10 protein-coding genes and 2 pseudogenes are annotated in these 15,005 nt (G+C 61.4%); 5 read left to right on the top strand and 7 right to left on the bottom strand.

Annotated elements, in window-relative coordinates; genetic code table 11:
- Nucleotides 1-11 precede the first annotated feature (11 nt).
- Nucleotides 12-824, top strand: a complete 813-nt coding sequence (locus tag QTH97_RS33470) for an alpha/beta fold hydrolase (RefSeq protein ID WP_286572899.1) — start codon at nucleotides 12-14, stop codon at nucleotides 822-824.
- On the opposite strand, the gene QTH97_RS33465 is transcribed toward QTH97_RS33470, so the two are convergent.
- On the bottom strand, nucleotides 821-1,327 hold the full coding sequence (locus tag QTH97_RS33465; protein ID WP_286572898.1) for a transposase: 507 nt from the start codon (nucleotides 1,325-1,327) through the stop codon (nucleotides 821-823). The genes QTH97_RS33470 and QTH97_RS33465 overlap by 4 nt on opposite strands.
- 60 nt (nucleotides 1,328-1,387) lie before the next feature.
- Between QTH97_RS33465 and QTH97_RS33460 the strand changes: the two are divergent.
- Nucleotides 1,388-2,756, top strand: a pseudogene (locus tag QTH97_RS33460) (IS3 family transposase).
- A gap of 260 nt (nucleotides 2,757-3,016) precedes the next feature.
- On the opposite strand, the gene QTH97_RS33455 reads toward QTH97_RS33460, so the two are convergent.
- Complete coding sequence (locus QTH97_RS33455; RefSeq protein WP_286572897.1) at nucleotides 3,017-7,189, bottom strand: hypothetical protein; 4,173 nt, start codon at nucleotides 7,187-7,189, stop codon at nucleotides 3,017-3,019.
- 396 nt (nucleotides 7,190-7,585) lie between these two features.
- Entirely contained in the window at nucleotides 7,586-7,696 is a 111-nt protein-coding gene (locus tag QTH97_RS33450; protein ID WP_286572914.1) for a carboxylesterase family protein, read from the bottom strand.
- Nucleotides 7,697-8,082: 386 nt separating this feature from the next.
- Here QTH97_RS33450 and QTH97_RS33445 point away from each other — a divergent pair, with 386 nt between their 5' ends.
- The 3 genes from QTH97_RS33445 to QTH97_RS33435 all read left to right on the top strand — a co-directional run bounded on the left by QTH97_RS33445 (nucleotide 8,083) and on the right by QTH97_RS33435 (nucleotide 11,655).
- Entirely contained in the window at nucleotides 8,083-9,393 is a 1,311-nt protein-coding gene (locus tag QTH97_RS33445; protein WP_286572896.1) for an immunoglobulin domain-containing protein, read from the top strand.
- Nucleotides 9,394-9,872: 479 nt separating this feature from the next.
- Nucleotides 9,873-10,742 carry an MBL fold metallo-hydrolase gene (locus QTH97_RS33440; RefSeq protein WP_286572895.1) on the top strand — a complete coding sequence of 290 codons (870 nt, stop codon included), beginning with the start codon at nucleotides 9,873-9,875 and terminating at the stop codon, nucleotides 10,740-10,742.
- 142 nt (nucleotides 10,743-10,884) lie between these two features.
- Nucleotides 10,885-11,655: a UPF0149 family protein gene (locus QTH97_RS33435; RefSeq protein WP_286572894.1), complete on the top strand. Its 771-nt coding sequence runs from the start codon at nucleotides 10,885-10,887 to the stop codon at nucleotides 11,653-11,655.
- Between the two features lie 25 nt (nucleotides 11,656-11,680).
- On the opposite strand, the pseudogene tnpC reads toward QTH97_RS33435, so the two are convergent.
- The 4 genes and pseudogenes from tnpC to QTH97_RS33415 form a co-directional block, all read right to left on the bottom strand.
- Nucleotides 11,681-13,219, bottom strand: a pseudogene (tnpC, locus tag QTH97_RS33430) (IS66 family transposase).
- 107 nt (nucleotides 13,220-13,326) lie between these two features.
- The gene (gene tnpB, locus QTH97_RS33425) at nucleotides 13,327-13,680 is read right to left on the bottom strand and encodes an IS66 family insertion sequence element accessory protein TnpB (protein ID WP_286572893.1); all 354 of its coding nucleotides are present in this window, start codon (nucleotides 13,678-13,680) and stop codon (nucleotides 13,327-13,329) included.
- Nucleotides 13,656-14,183 (bottom strand): transposase, encoded by a 528-nt coding sequence (locus QTH97_RS33420; RefSeq protein WP_286572892.1) that lies wholly within the window; start codon nucleotides 14,181-14,183, stop codon nucleotides 13,656-13,658. Before QTH97_RS33420 ends, tnpB begins: the two co-directional genes overlap by 25 nt.
- Nucleotides 14,184-14,638: 455 nt before the next feature.
- On the bottom strand, nucleotides 14,639-15,005 hold a 367-nt coding region (locus QTH97_RS33415; RefSeq protein WP_286572891.1), incomplete at its 5' end, for a hypothetical protein.

Genomic DNA, 15,005 nt, shown 5'->3' with positions numbered 1-15,005 from the left:
GTCAAATTGTGATGACAGACGCCGAATTAAGGTCTGCGGAGGTCAACGGGCTTTCCGTCAGCTATAGGCAAGCCGGGCAGGGTGCTGCGCTGGTATTCCTCCATGGATTTCTCTGCGATTCCCGTTGTTGGACGCCACAACTCTCTGGATTGTCGGATTCGTTCAGGGTCGTGGCGTGGGACGCACCGGGCGCAGGGGCGTCCTCGGATCCGCCGGACACGTTCAAGATGATCGACTACGCCCATTGCCTCGCACGCTTCCTTGACACAGTCGGGATCGATCGTGCGCATGTGGTTGGCCTGTCTTGGGGCGGAATCCTCGCGCAGGAGTTCTATCGCCTGTATCCCGAACGTCTGCGTTGTCTCGTTCTGGCCGATACCTACGCCGGCTGGAAGGGGTCGCTCCCCGAGCCGGCGTGGAAGGAAAGACTGGCAGACTGCCTCCTGGCCGCCGCCGGGCCGCCCGAGGCGTTGGTGGCCCAATTCGTGCCAAGCATGTTCTCCGAACTTGCGTCGGAAGACCTGAGGGCAAAGCTCTCGTCCATCCTCTCTGAGTTCCACCCTGCTGGCTTCCGACTGATGGCCTCGTCGTGCGCGGAAATGGATACGAGGAAAATACTACCCAGTATCGACGTGCCGACGTTGCTCCTCTGGGGCGATGACGATCGCCGCAGCCCCATCCAGGTTGCAGAGCAATTCCACACAGCCATTCCGGGCGCCGAGCTGGTGATCGTCTCAAGTGCCGGTCACGTGAGCAACATGGAGCGGCCGGACGCGTTCAATCTTCACCTTCGACGCTTCTGCATGGAGCACAACGCAGCCTAAACCCGACCGGCGGGCCGCCTAGTCGAGGACCTTGCTGACGTCGGCTCTTGCGAAATTTGACCAATGCGAACATCAACGGTGCCAAGGCCGTACGGGCGGCGCAGCGCGTCCGCCGACGCTTTGAGCAATCCCGACACCCCGAAAATGAATGCGATGTAGAGGGCCGCGGTGGCCGCGAGGATCAGGGCTCGTACCGGCGGTTGACGGCTCGGCGGCGTGACGGGCGCTGGCAGTTGCACGGGCACGAACGATGACGGCGAGGACTTGAGCTCAGGGCTACGCAAGAACCTGGGTGCGTTGCCTTCCGCCGACTTGACTGGAGGCACCTCCGCGTCGCGCACCCAGCGGCGAAGCAGGTTCGCATTGATTCCCAGCGACATCGCCACCGATGCCATTGAGACGCCGGGCTGCGCGGCCGAGGCGACGGCATTGGCCTTGAACTCGTCGCTGTGCAGCCGGCGTCGCCGCCGATCACCGGCAGCCTGAGGAGAGATAGTGTGCACGTATCCACCATGAGTGAACTGACCCCCAAAACCTGGACGAATCGAATCTAGGGAAACGGGATGATCAGGTACACAGACAAGCAGAAGCTGGACGCGGTGAAGGCGTACAGGAAAGGTGGCGGTGGCTTGCTCGCGACGGCAGCGGCCCAGGGCGTGAACGTGGCGTCGTTGCGCAAATGGGTCGCTGGCTATGACTCTCTGGGCGATGCGGGCGTAGTAACGAAACGGCGCAGCAACTACGAACCTGCATTCAAGCTGGAGGTCCTCCGACGCATGAGCGAAGAAGGACTGTCATGCAACCAGGCCGCGGCGCTCTTTAACGTCAGGCGTCGCAGCCAGGTAGCAGAATGGTGGCGGCTGTATTCCGTCCATGGTGAACCAGCATTGCGACCCGGGTGGAAGGAAGAGCAGACGACTATGAAGAAGCCGCGGCGCCAGCGCGACGACGAAGAGGCACCAGCTGACGATCAGCGCAGCCGGGAAGAGCGCTACGCGATGTCCAGCAGCTTCGCATGGAGAACGCCTACCTAAAAAAAGCGCAGGCCTTGGTTCGAGCCAAGAGATGCTCAGTGCCCGTGAAAGGACGCTGATCGTGATCGACCTAAGGCCTCATTTCCCGCTCGCCGGGCTGTTGCGGACTGCTTGTCTGCCACGCAGTAGCTTCTACTATCAGCAAAAGGCTCTCAGGACCATCGACAAGTACTGCGATCTGAAGACCAAGATCCGAGAGATCTTTGACCGGCACCGGGGCAGGTACGGCTACCGCCGCGTAACCGCCGAGCTGAAGCGGAACGGTTGGACCGTCAACCACAAGACAGTTCAAAAACTGATGATCGCGATGCAACTGAAGTCGCTGGTTCGGCCCAAGCGTTACCAGGCCTTCGCGGGGGCAGTTTGCGAGACGGCACCCAACCATCTGCAGCGTGAATTCACGGCCGATCAGCCGAACGAGAAATGGGTGACGGACGTGACCGAGTTCAAGGTCAACAATCGAAAGCTCTACCTTTCGCCCGTGATGGACCTGTACAACCGTGAGATCGTCTCGTGCGAAATCGCGGAGCGCCCGTTGCCGTCCATGATCGAGAGCATGCTTAACAAGGCCTTTGACCGGCTTGGTTCCAGCGAAAGACCGATGCTGCACTCAGATCAGGGGTGGCAGTATCGAATGCCTTCTTTCCGTAAACGTCTACAGGAAAACAAGCTGGTGCAGAGCATGTCGCGCAAGGCCAACTGTCTCGACAATGCGGCGATGGAAAGCTTCTTTGGAACACTGAAGTGCGAGCTCTTCTACATCAACAAGTTCGAAAACATTGAGGACTTAAGAGGTGCTCTTCACGACTACATTCGCTACTACAACGTCGATCGAATAAAGATGTCTCTGAGTGGCCTGAGCCCTGTCGAATACAGGCAGCGGGGGACTCGGGGTTGACCATGAGTACATGGCCAACCGGGGGCGCCTCCGGCGGCCTGGCAGGGGCCTAAAGAAATCGAAACATCAAGTCAACAGTGTCCAAGGTTTGGGGGTCGGTCCAGAGTTAGTGGATACGAGCATCCTTTGCTCCTTTGCTCCTTCCGCGAACTCAAGATGGGATCGCCGGACGCTTACCCGTCTAGAGCGGAAAGGCTTCTGCTTCTCGGCCGTGGCGTCGGATCGGGATCTGCGCAGCGTTTCCTCAACGGACAGCGTCGTCAAGGGACTTTGAAAAGCTGCACATGATTGCGCTCGAGGTACCCGATCACGGTACGCAGGTGCTCCGGAGCAAGCGAGAGGAATGCCCGCTCAGCCGGCCCCTCGAGCCGCCATACAGGACCGTAAGTTCCGGCACTGAAGATCTGCGCCTCTGCTCCGACAACCGCATTCACCACATAGGCCACCTGCGCCTTGTCGTCTCGCTCAAGATAGCCGGCGAGTTGGTACAACCCGCCGGAAACACCAAGGCTTCCATCGGCACGCGCTTCCGGTCCGATGCGGCCGTTGTATTCGTACGGCCCGAGAGGAGGCAGCGGTGGAAAAACCCTTTGCGGCTCGACCGAGTTGCCTGCGGCGTCACTCACATAGACCGAGCACGGGGTTCCGGCTTGGGTTTTCGCTGCCTGCGCGACGATCGTCAGCGGAGCTTGGGTGTTCGGCGCCCCAGCGAGATACCACGACTGACGTGCGAAGGCCTGGACAGCTTCCGATTGAATCCATTGCCCCGGCTTGTCATTCGTAGATCCGCAAAGCTTGCCACGTAGCTCGAGAACTTCCGCAAAGTTGGTGAGCGGCGCCAGGATGGGCGCTGGATTCTCCGGAATCAAGTGAATCTGGTACAACGATTCTGCTTGAGTGGGATGAGGTACCTCCACTGCGACGGCCTCCAATGAACCGAACGTCAATGCGTCCGTGCTGAGCGCGAGTTGCCAGCGGTCTACTGGATTGGTGACCAAGCCAAGCGGGTCATACCGGTAGACCGCAAGCCGGCATTTGATGGCATTGATGTTGGTCCCCCCTCGAAGCTGAAGCTCGATCTTGAAGGTTGGCCCAGCGAAGCCAGCGTCGACCAGTACGAGCAACGCATACGACGCGTTCGCCCAGTCCTGCTGCGGCCCTGTCCCTGTGCCCAACGAATGCGTCCGGTAGGGGTAGGCAAGGCGCTGATACAGCGGCGCCTGCGCCGAGGCGGACACTATGCCGGGAGGCTTGAACTTGCCTCCTGCCCAGGCCGACGTGCTCACACCGGCAATCCGCAATGCGTGGGCGAAGTACGGCCACTCCTGTATCCAGTAGTGGCTGTTGGCGCTGATATGGTCGCCATAGCCGTGATACGCCGAGCCGCCAGTATCGAGCACCCGCACGGCGTAGTCCCACACCGGCCCGACATGGCGTTCAAGGTAGGCGGAGGGCGGCTCACCCGTCGACGAGTTCGGGCCACTGCCGCTCTCAAGGAAGGCGAACGCGGCGACCTCCGGGGTACTGTCTCTCTGCTCGACGAGATCTACGGCCAGCTGAACGGCTCGCGAATCTCCAGTCAGGTCATAGTACTGCTCTAGCCAGCGTCGATTCCACACCGCATGGGTGTGAGATGACAGCTTCGCGGGAGACAGGTCATAGTGTGGCGCGTTCGTCGCAAGGGTCCGTTCGCCAAGGATGCGCAAGAGAATCAGCGCGGATGGGTCTTGTGTGAAGGCATAGTAGTCGGCGATAGCGCCGAGGTTGCTGGCACTCTCCCTGCTGTACAGGTCGGCATGAAGCGCGCTTTGAGTTTGCGAAAGTGCGCCCCACCACAACTCGTAAAGCCGCTTCGCGTACAGGTCGCCTGTGATGCAGTAGCGCATTCGGTGCGCATCCGGATCGATCCAGTGGCCGAAGGGGTCATAGGGGGTACCCCAAGGTGTCATGGCATAGCAGTGAGCAAGATCGCCAGCGTGCCGTCCATTGGGCGGTTCGGGGTCTTTGTGGATGGTTCCAGCGTCGACGTAGTGTCGGCTCGTCGCCTGCGCCCACTGCCGAACGCGCGGGTCGCCACTGCGCAGGTACTGCAGCCACGCGGCCCAGACGTTGCGATAGTGGGATGCCTGCCAGATGCGATGCAGGTGAGGGACCCCGACGCATCGGTCCTGCACTCCGTCGCCGAACAGCATGCTAGTGATCCAATTGTCGTGGATCGCACCGTGTATCCACATGCCGTAACACCCCTCCACGCCTCCAAGCCCTTGCCGCCACCCTTCGTTCGCGCGACTCATACCTTGTTCGATCTCCGGATGCGCCCCGGTGTCGACGGGATCGAATCGCCCTTCGGCACGGGTCGCTGCACTCCAATTCGGACTCGCTAGCGCATGAACGTCGGCTTGCCACATCTGCGCGAAGCTTCGTGCTTCAGCCTGCAGCGTATCGGTGCTCGCCGTCAGCGAGCCGTCTTGAACGTGGATTGCCATCTCCGTCGTCGTTGCAATGCCTTGTGCCGTCCGCGCAAGGGTGTTAGCAATCGCGCTGTCCGTATCCCAGGCGTGCTCTGGCGATCGAGGGTTGCTGTGCAGATCGATCCAACGTCGCACGATCGCAGTCGGTACACGCAGGTCCATGGCGTCGCCCTGGTGCGCGAACGGCATGGTCCACAACCGCGTGCGCAACAGGTCGTCGTCGACTTTGCAAGGAACAACGCCGATGTTGCTGCCCAGCCTGTTTGAGAGCAACTCGCCGCCGTGAAACCAATCGTCTGGACCGCTGCCGTGGCGCGGCCAGGTATGCACAGCCAGCCGGCTTCCGGCTTGATCCCTTGAGATGCTTAGCTCTTTGGGGAACCGCTGCCAGATGTCCTTGAGCGCAATGGTCAGTGCGTCCTTGCCGAGATCGGCGCTCACCCAGCCCTCGCTTCGCGTCCCCGAGGCGATGCGTCGAACGTCATGTCGCAAGCCATCGAACGAATCGGCGACGATCGAACAACGATCGGAGGCCATCTGGTGCAGCGACGTAGCGCCAAAGGTCCACGGCTCTGCGGCCCACACCGTCGATCCTCCAGCGTCCTCGTATCCAAGATATCCGCGCTGGAAGTTGACCAAACCCCAATCCCACCCGATGTCGATCGGGCGCTTCCACCACTCTCCGGTACGACTACCAACCCAATACTCGGGCGGGATCCCATAGGCGTCGTCAAACACAGTTCCGGGATCGTAGGTGATGATCAAGGTGGAAGCGATCTGGATCTGGCTGCATCCCCGGTATGCCGTCATGTCGATAACGAAGTGACAATGTCGCCGCTTCCGGTCGGCAACTGAGGCCGGGTCGCTCGGTTCAAAAATGCTTTCACCGCTGGCCCATTTCGTCGGCGGCCCGTCTTGTGGAAAGCAGTAGTCACCCTCAGCACGAATCACGACGCAGACCTCGCCCTGCTTCACGATGGAAACCTGCACCGTGGGATCATTGGCCGCAGCGAAACGGATACGATCCTTGGCAGTTCTGGCCACATCGCCGTGACCTCGCACCTCCAAGTAGGGCCCGACACCGTATTGGGAGATAACATGCCAGTCTGCCCCAACCCGTCGTTCCAGCAGGTCGACGCCGTTAAACCTGCTGGTGCGCACGGTGAACCTGATGGCACCGGTGTCCACCGTGATCACTTTTGGATCGCCAGCATGGAGCAGAGCCTTTGGATTCCCTGCATCATCGGCATCCCAGACCCATTGCCCGACCGGTGGAGCCGCCGGTTGACTTCGCAGGAAGTAGCGGGCCGGCCCATCCTTGCGAGCGTCAGCGACGAAATCGAGCCCGATCCACTTGGTGCTGTGCGCTGCTCCAACGGACGGATACCACTTCGCAATCGACTCCACTTGCGCCGAAACGGCTTGACCCGCTTCGTCGACCAGGCCGAGCGCGGCGGGATTTCCTACGGCTCCGAGCGGTAACGGGACGCCGGTTGTGATCGGCCATTTCCCGTCGACTGGCGCAGACTCGACGACGATGGGAATTCCATCCGGTGGCAGGATCAGGCCCGCGTGCCGATAGCCGGCGACAAGTGCGAACTCGTTCGAGACCAGGCGCACAGCCGCTCCCCGCTGGTCCACCGCATTGATTTCGAACTGCAATCTTGGAGATGGCAGGTGTGCCGCTCGGACCACCGTACTTGCTTCGCACAAGAGTTCGAAAGCACTGAAACTCGCATCACCTGTCGATGGAGAATGCGTGAAAACGATCACGCCTGGCTTCGGCGGGTCCAGCGATACGAGGGCGACTTCATAAGACCACTGCGATTCAACAGCGAATGCCCCGACAACTTGGAGTACAGCGTCGTCCTCGAAGTATTTGCTGCGATTGGTGAGAGCCAAGGGCGCGGCAGTCACCCCCAATACCGCTCTGCTCAGTCTGATTGCACGCTGTTGAGGCATGACGGCTTCCTCGCATGAGCCCTGCGCTGCGAAGAGTGCATCCTCGACGGCCGAGCCTCGCGACCGCCGACGCCAGTTCGTTCAGCGGCCGGTTCCTTGAATTCTGTTGCACGCGACACAGTCCATTTCGACCACGCCCGCTTAACTCGCAGCGATCGCGCGATCGATCATGTCGTAGCGCTCCATCTCTGAAGCGCTATTGAATATAGTGCGCTGTCGATGTTCGTCCACCCAACATTGGGGAGGGACATCGTCGATGAGGAGAGCATCGACTGAGTTGCTGCGATCGGACCTAGTCAGCCTGTGCGACACGTGGCGCTCCCGACTACGCTGTCCACCACAAGTGCGCGTTCTGGAGCGGTGGCTGAATACGTATGCAGTCGCCGAGGGCGCAAACTAAAAGAAGCGATCCTCTGCACCTAACGCGGGCCAGATCGGCACGCCGGCGAAGTTGGGATCGCCGGTCGCAGCAAAGCGGGTCCAGTACTCCACCATCATGTCCGACAGTTGCTGCTGCGCCGCCGGTTAAGTTTCAAAATCAGCGGCTAACCGATAGTTGTTGCTTCCATGTGTAACTTTCTGTACTCTACCGCGTGGAGTCGGAGCGGGAACATAGAGGAGGTCAGTTGGCTGGGATTGCATGCGTAGCCGCGCCTGTCAGTGGCTGCGCAACCGGCCCATCGAGGCCAACGTCGGGACCTGGGTTAGTCACGGGGCAGACTACGTCTCCTCGGTTGCGGCGTCGCCGCCCACTCCAACCTCGCTAGCGACAGCATGAGGTTGGCCGAGCGACCAAAGGTGATCGCCACTTCGGACCGACCGACGGGACCAAGACTCCTACAGCGTCGAGACGGTGCACGGCCCCAGATTTTTCAACGAGGAGAAGAAGAACAGTGACTGCAGTAAAGCGTAGCAACTTTGCCATCCTGGCAGCCGTATCAACAATCATCTCGGCTTGTGGCGGGGGCGGTTCGTCCAATGCCCCAGCAATACTCGCAACGCCAGCGCCCGTTATCGCAACCCAGCCGGTTCGCGCCACGGTACTCACCGATGGCAAGGCCACCTTTACAGTGGACGCCACGGGTACGGGCCTGAGCTTCCAATGGAAGGAGAACGGCGTCGACATCCCTGGAGCCACGGCAGCCACCTACACCACGCCAGCTGCCAGCTCCTCGGACAACGGTGCACAGTACACCGTCGTGGTCTCGAATGCTGGCGGAAGCGTTAGCAGCTCGGCGGTGCAGCTCACGCTGACGCTCAGCGCCAATCAGCAGGCATTCGAGAACATCATCCTCGCGCCTAACATGGGCAGCTACTGGGTGCGCTGGAACCTGAACTACTCGGGCCCCGAAGCGAGCGGCACGAACTACGCGTTCTCCGACTACGGGGTGGTGGCGACCTCGCCCCTGACGAATGGGCCACAGACGAATCAGCAGAGCGCACCGCACAACCTCGCCACTACTCTTGCGCTGGTGACACCGACGCCGACGCGCGTGTTGAAGAACGGCGCGATTCTGGTCGTGCCGAGCACGGGCCAGTCGACCAAGGTGACATACGTCGGCAGCGACGTGAGAACCGACTCGCTCGCTGCCGACAACAGCACGGTGGCCTACTCGGCAATCCGCAGCAACTATGAGAGCGTTGCTCTGACCGGCGCCATGAGCGCCACTTCGCCAGACTTCGCCCACTGGCACAACTCGTTCTTTTCCAACCCGGCCATTCTGCGCGCCGCTGCGACCTGGGCCGCAGGCTCCAGCTATATCAAGTACACGCAGACGAACCTGGGTGACCGCTACAACGTCTCCAACGCCGCGACGACTGACGCCAACGTCTCGGCCTGCTTCACAAGCACAACGCTGACCAGCGCGCTGACGACCGGCATTTCATCGGCGAGCGACGCTACCACCTACCACTTGACCGACGGCACCGTCAGTACGGTCGGAGGCGTGCAGGTATGGGTCGCCAATGCAGCCCATCCGCAGTCGGCCACGCTGAGTACAACAGTCCAGTATCGCATTTACTTCCAGCTTAACGGTAACGTCTACACCGGGACCTTCATCAAGGACGGTGCCCCGATGAGCGGCAGCTATTACGTGTCCAACCCTGGCGGGTTGACGGTGACCGACCGGCTCACTTTCCTGCCGTTTGACGTCCGCATGAACAACGCGGCTCACGACAGTCTGGCGGCCGCGATGAACATCTGACGCCAGGGGTTCACTCCACTACATGACCTCCGTTGAGGTATCCGACACCGAACGTTCCTAGTTCGAAGACTTCGCAATCGAGCGGGACCAACGCCTCGCCCTGCACCGATTTCGCAAGCGCGCGGGCTTCGGCGCAATGTGCTTTGGTGACGGAACTGCGAATGCAAAGTTGCGTCGGAATTTCAGCGGTCGGCGCTGCCTAGAAGCCGCGCGACGGGTGCTCGCGGAGGGCAGGGCAGGGCGGGCCCAAGAGGAACGGTGGCCGGCTCAAGTTCGGCGGCGCAATACAGACGGTCGCGACGCGCTTTCTCAATTGAGTTCACCGTGATGGTGTTCTTGACAGGGACAGGGCCACCGACGAGCATGTCCGAAGGTCGCCGGATTCATGATCCGTCGATCGCCGCGATGTGACGCCGCGCCGGAGCCGCCTTTTCAGTCCCCCGGGGCAACCTGATGACATTTGGCAGTAAGGGAGCGCCATGCGCACCTGGCAAATCGGTTCGGTAAGGGTGACCCAGGTCGTCGAGTGGCGTGGCGCCTTCCCGCCTTCATTCTTCTTCGAGGGCATGACGCCCGAACAGGTACAGGTGCACCGCTGGCTGCGGCCGCACTTCGCGCACGCCGACGGGCGCCTGATCGCGTCGATTCATTGTTTCGTGATCGAGTCCGAAGGCCGGCGCGTCGTGGTCGATACCTGTGTGGGCAACGACAAGCCCCGTAAAGTGCCGATGTGGGACCGACTGCAGACCACGTTTCTCACCGATTTCGAACAAGCCGGGTTCGCGCCCAAGTCCATCGACACGGTGCTCTGCACACATCTTCACGTGGACCACGTGGGGTGGAACACGCGCTGGGTGAACGGTCGCTGGTCGCCCACCTTTGTCAATGCGCGCTATCTGTTCGGTCGACTCGAGTACGAGCATTGGTCGCTTGCGCGCGAAGCTTCCAACCAACAAGCGATGGTCGATTCGGTGCAGCCCGTCATCGACGCGGGTCTGGTGCAATGGGTGGAGACCGACCACGTGCTGACCTCGGAAGTGCGCCTTGAGCCCACGCCCGGCCACACTCCGGGGCATGCGAGCGTGCGCATCCGCTCGCAAGGACACGAAGCCGTGATCACCGGAGACCTGATGCACCACCCGGTGCAGTGCTGCGAACCCGACCGGGCTACGCGATTTGACGTAGACCCGGAAATGGCGCGCCTGACGCGGCGGCGCTTCCTGGCCGAACAGGCCGATCGCAACGTGCTGGTGCTTGGCACGCATTTCCCGGAGCCCACCGGCGGCTGGGTGGTGTCGGTTGGCGCCGCGTGGGAGTTCTCGCTCGCGCCGCAGTTTGGCCCGGACTGACCACGGCGCCCGCGAACCATGTGGACCAGGTGCCCCGCAGCTAAGCCTCTGGTACAAACACAGACGGAAGTACGTAAGCGCTCTATTGACCACGCCCCTTGTGTTCTGATGATCCTTGGTGCAGTGATCGTGGGGTGATCCGATGGTCAGCGAGGACGGTGCGCGAGAATCGCGGTTGTTCCCACATCCGGTTCAATCGATGGCAACCCCGTTTACTCCGTTGAGCGAGGACGAGCTCGACGAACTCGACCAGGTCCTGCTTTATGACGTCGACACGGAAGACGTCATGACTCTGGACATGGTGGACGGGTTCCTGCACGCCCTTGCGGTCGGCCCGACGACCATCCAGCCGAAGCGGTGGCTCCCCAAGATCTGGGGCACCAAGGAGATGATGCCGCCGATGGATTCCATCGAGCAGCTGAACCACATGTTAGGGCTGGTGATGCGTCACTTCAACAGCATCATTGCCGGGCTGGAGGATGACCCGCGAGAGATCAGTCCTTACTGGTCAACGATGACCTACGCCGGCGACGAGCAGGAATATGACGACGCTGAGATGTGGGCCTACGGCTTTATTGAGGGAATGAGACTTTGCTGGAATGACTGGAAGCCTTTGCTGTCGACACCGCAAGGGCAAGCCTGGTTCAGGCCGATCGCGCTGCTGGGCGAAGACGACTTCTCAGAGGATCAGGACGAGCTCACCAAGACGCCTGCCATGAGAGCCAAGCTGGCACTCCAGATCCCGCAAGCTGTCCTTGACATGCATGCCCACTGGCTACCGCTCAGGCTCGCTGTCCATGAACGCATGGTGGCCAGGTCGATGCAAACCAAGGTGGGACGCAATGAGCCTTGCCCCTGTGGGAGCGGCAAGAAGTTCAAGAAGTGCTGCGGCGCAGCGGCTGACCTTCATTGAGGCAGATCGCGAACGGAAGGCCGGTTCACTGCGTCGTCAGTCGCCAGGGCAGTAGCGCCTCATAGTCATCGGCCGTTTGCGCCAGCGGCAGCCTCTTGAACAGGGCCACGAGATACCGATACGGCTCGACCCCATTGGCCTTGGCTGTCTCGATCAGCGAATAAAGGTTGGCGCTGGCGTTCGCGCCGCCCACGGTGTCTGCGAACAACCACGACTTGCGACCGACCACGAACGGGCGGATGGCATTCTCCACCGGGTTGGAGTCCAGCGGCCAGTTGCCGTTCTCCACGAAGCGGATGAGCTTGGGCCACTGCCCGTGCAGATAGTGCAGCGCCTGGCCCAGCAGGCTCGATGGAGCGACAGCGTGCAGGTTCTCGAGCAGCAGTTGCTCGATGGCCTTCAGCACCACAGCACTGTAGCGCTGGCGCAGTCGCTGACGGCGCTGCGGCGTCCACCTCTAGGCCAGTGACTCCGCGCGGTAGAGCTTGCCAATGAGCTTGACGAACCGCGTCGCCAGTTGGTCTGGTGAGCGTGCAACCTTCGGGATCGCCTCCTCGGCCTTGATGAAGGGCCTGCGCGCGTGAACCCAGCATCCGAGATGCGTCAGACCGTGGTCCCCGGCGATGCCACCGTAGACCTGATACCCATCGCTCATGAGGACGGTGCCAGGCCGGATTCCCGCGTAGAGCTTGGCGGCGTGCTCGGCGCCGCGGCCGGGTGCATAGGCGAACAGCCGCACTGGCGGGCCGCTGCCGTTCATCTGAGCCCACATGTAGCTCTGCGTCTGCGCCTTGCGCCCAGGCTCCTTGAGCACCTGCACAGTGGTCTCGTCGCCATAGATCAGGTCCGAGTCCAGCAGGTGATCGCGCAGTAGGTTGATGACAGGCTGGACTGCTTGGCCGATGCGCACCACGCCAGCGGCCAGCGTGTTGCTCGCGATGTCGCCACCGAAGCGGCGCAGCAGCACGGCTGTGCGATACAGCGGCATGCCGAACTGGTACTTGCCCGTGATGACCCAGGCCTGCGCCTCCTCGGTGAGCAGGCCGCGCGGGATGATGCGCGCCGGCGTCGGTGCGAGCTTCAGGCTCAGGTCGCAGCAGGGGCACGCGTACTTGACGCGGTGATGTTGAAGAACACGCACCTGTTCGGGGATGACGTGCATCTGCTCGCTGACCTCGACGCCGATCTCCACCAGGGTGTTGCCGTCGTGGGCGCAGACGCGTTCGGACTTGGGCAGTTCGTGGCGAACAATGTCGCGCGGCAGTGCGGGATCCAGTGGCTTGCGCCCACGCTTCTTGCGCTGGTGGCTGGCAACTGTCGTCGAGTCTTCTTCGTCGGTCTCGGCTGGCGTTGTTTGATCTGTTGGGGCCAGCGCTTCGGCCTCGTTGAGGAACAGGTCCTTCTGGTCGGTGCCGCGCACCTCACTCTTGGCGGCGAACAGTTGGCGTTGCAATGCGCGCAGCCGCTCCAGTGCGAGGTCGCGCTCGGTGCGCACCACGCGCAGTTCGCCCATCGCATCGGCCAACGCCTTCTGCAAGGCAGCGAATTCTTCGGCAGTGGGCATTTGAACCATCGCCCGCTTCGATCCACATTGCGCGCGGGCGTTCCATGATCATCGCATTTCAAGCGGCATTTCTGACACGTGCGTCCTTGCGGCGCGCGCTTTCCTGATCAGCCCACGCGCGTGTAGAAGCGTTGGGGATGCTTGCGGATGACGGCGAGGTTGATGCCGTCGAGCAACCAATGCAACTGCTCGACCGTCAGCGTCGGCACCGTTACCGCGTCAGGCCAACTAAAGCGGTCCCGTTCCTCAAGGCGCTTCATCATGAGCCAGAACCCGTTGCGGTCCCAGGCGAGGATCTTCACGCGATCGCGCCGGCGATTGCGGAAGACGTACACGGTCTCGGCAAACGGATCCAGGCCCAGGGCCTGCTCGACCAGGATCGCCAGACCATTGAGGCCGACACGGAAGTCGATGGCCTCGCGGTGCAGGTAGACCTTCAGCCCTTCGTCGAAACGGAACACGGCAGTCGCCCCAATATCTGCACCAGCGACGACAGCTCCTCCAAGCTCGCCTCTCCCAGTTCGAACTCCACGCCGTTGGGCAGCCGCACCTGCAACCCGACCCGCGGGGCCGGCCGCGGCAAGGAAGCCTCATCAGGAATCACCGTCACCGGCATCACAGGTGCATTGAGCGCCTCGGGGACGCCAAACGCACGCTCGCACTGCGACACGCTCTGGACCTTGTTCTGACTTGCCTCGACATGCACGGCAACGAATGCCACATCCTGCGTTTTCGCGACGATGGCGGACGTCCCCTGGACGCTTCGGCGCTGGTAGGCAGCAATCCACGTCCTCAGCAAGTTCGTGTTGATCCCGTGCTCCATCGCCATGCGTGCCACCGAAACCCCAGGCTTGAGGCACGCGACAATCAATTCCTGCTTGGCCCCTTCGTCATAGACGCTGCGACCGTCGCGCTTGTGCCCCACGACCAATCGGGCCTTCAACTCTGCGTACTTCTCTGTCATGTCCACATGTCCATGTTGATCTACATGGGCAGGTAGCCTCTCAGTTCATCGCGCAGCAAGATAGGGCGTGGTTTTCAGACCGCTTACGGAAGTACGGCATAGCCGCATAGAGGACCTTGGCGAATGGCTGTTGCGGCCGGGACCGCCATTTTGAGGCGCCGCCAGGAAGCTGCCCTTCGAGTGGGTCGCCGAGCGTACCCTGCCAAGGCGAGCCGTCCTACCGCTTCCCAGGTCCGCGATCGAGTGGCAATCCCGATTGAGCGCGGCACGGGTCAAAGTTCAGTTTGCTCGGAAAATCTCTCCCAGGTTGACCTAGTCGCACCCAGACCGCCGATCCATGCCTCCATAGACAGTTTTCCGGCGATGCCACCGTCGTGGCGGTCCCAACCACGGTCGCTCGACAAAGAGTCCGGCCATGGGAAAGGTTCACTTGCGCATGGGCTCCGCTCTCGGACTCACGGCGGTAGCCAATCGATGACATTGCATATCCGCATGCGTTCCCAGGAGGTGCCAGTGTGCGAGCACCCATACCAGCAGGCGCGTCGCTTCTCGCGACTAGGGCGATCTCTTTCGTTAGCACACATATGCATGCATGCATCAACATCTGCATGCCAACTCATGAAGTCATCATTGGCGCGTCTCCTGGCGATCGCCAGACGCGTGGAATCCAAATCGCCGAGCCGAGGTCCGATGAATTCTCCAAGCCGCTCCAAGTCCCGTCGGAGAGCATCTGTCGCGCTTTTCGGCGGCTGTGAATCCTCGTGAAGCATAGCCAGTCGATTTTTCAGCACGCCCACGCAATAGACTGTCGTCAATTCCAGG

This window comes from Variovorax gracilis (genome assembly GCF_030317115.1).
In the GTDB taxonomy this organism is placed as follows: Bacteria; Pseudomonadota; Gammaproteobacteria; order Burkholderiales; family Burkholderiaceae_C; genus Variovorax; species Variovorax gracilis.
Note: the sequence above shows the minus strand (reverse complement) of the source record. Positions and strands in the feature narration are given on the sequence as shown.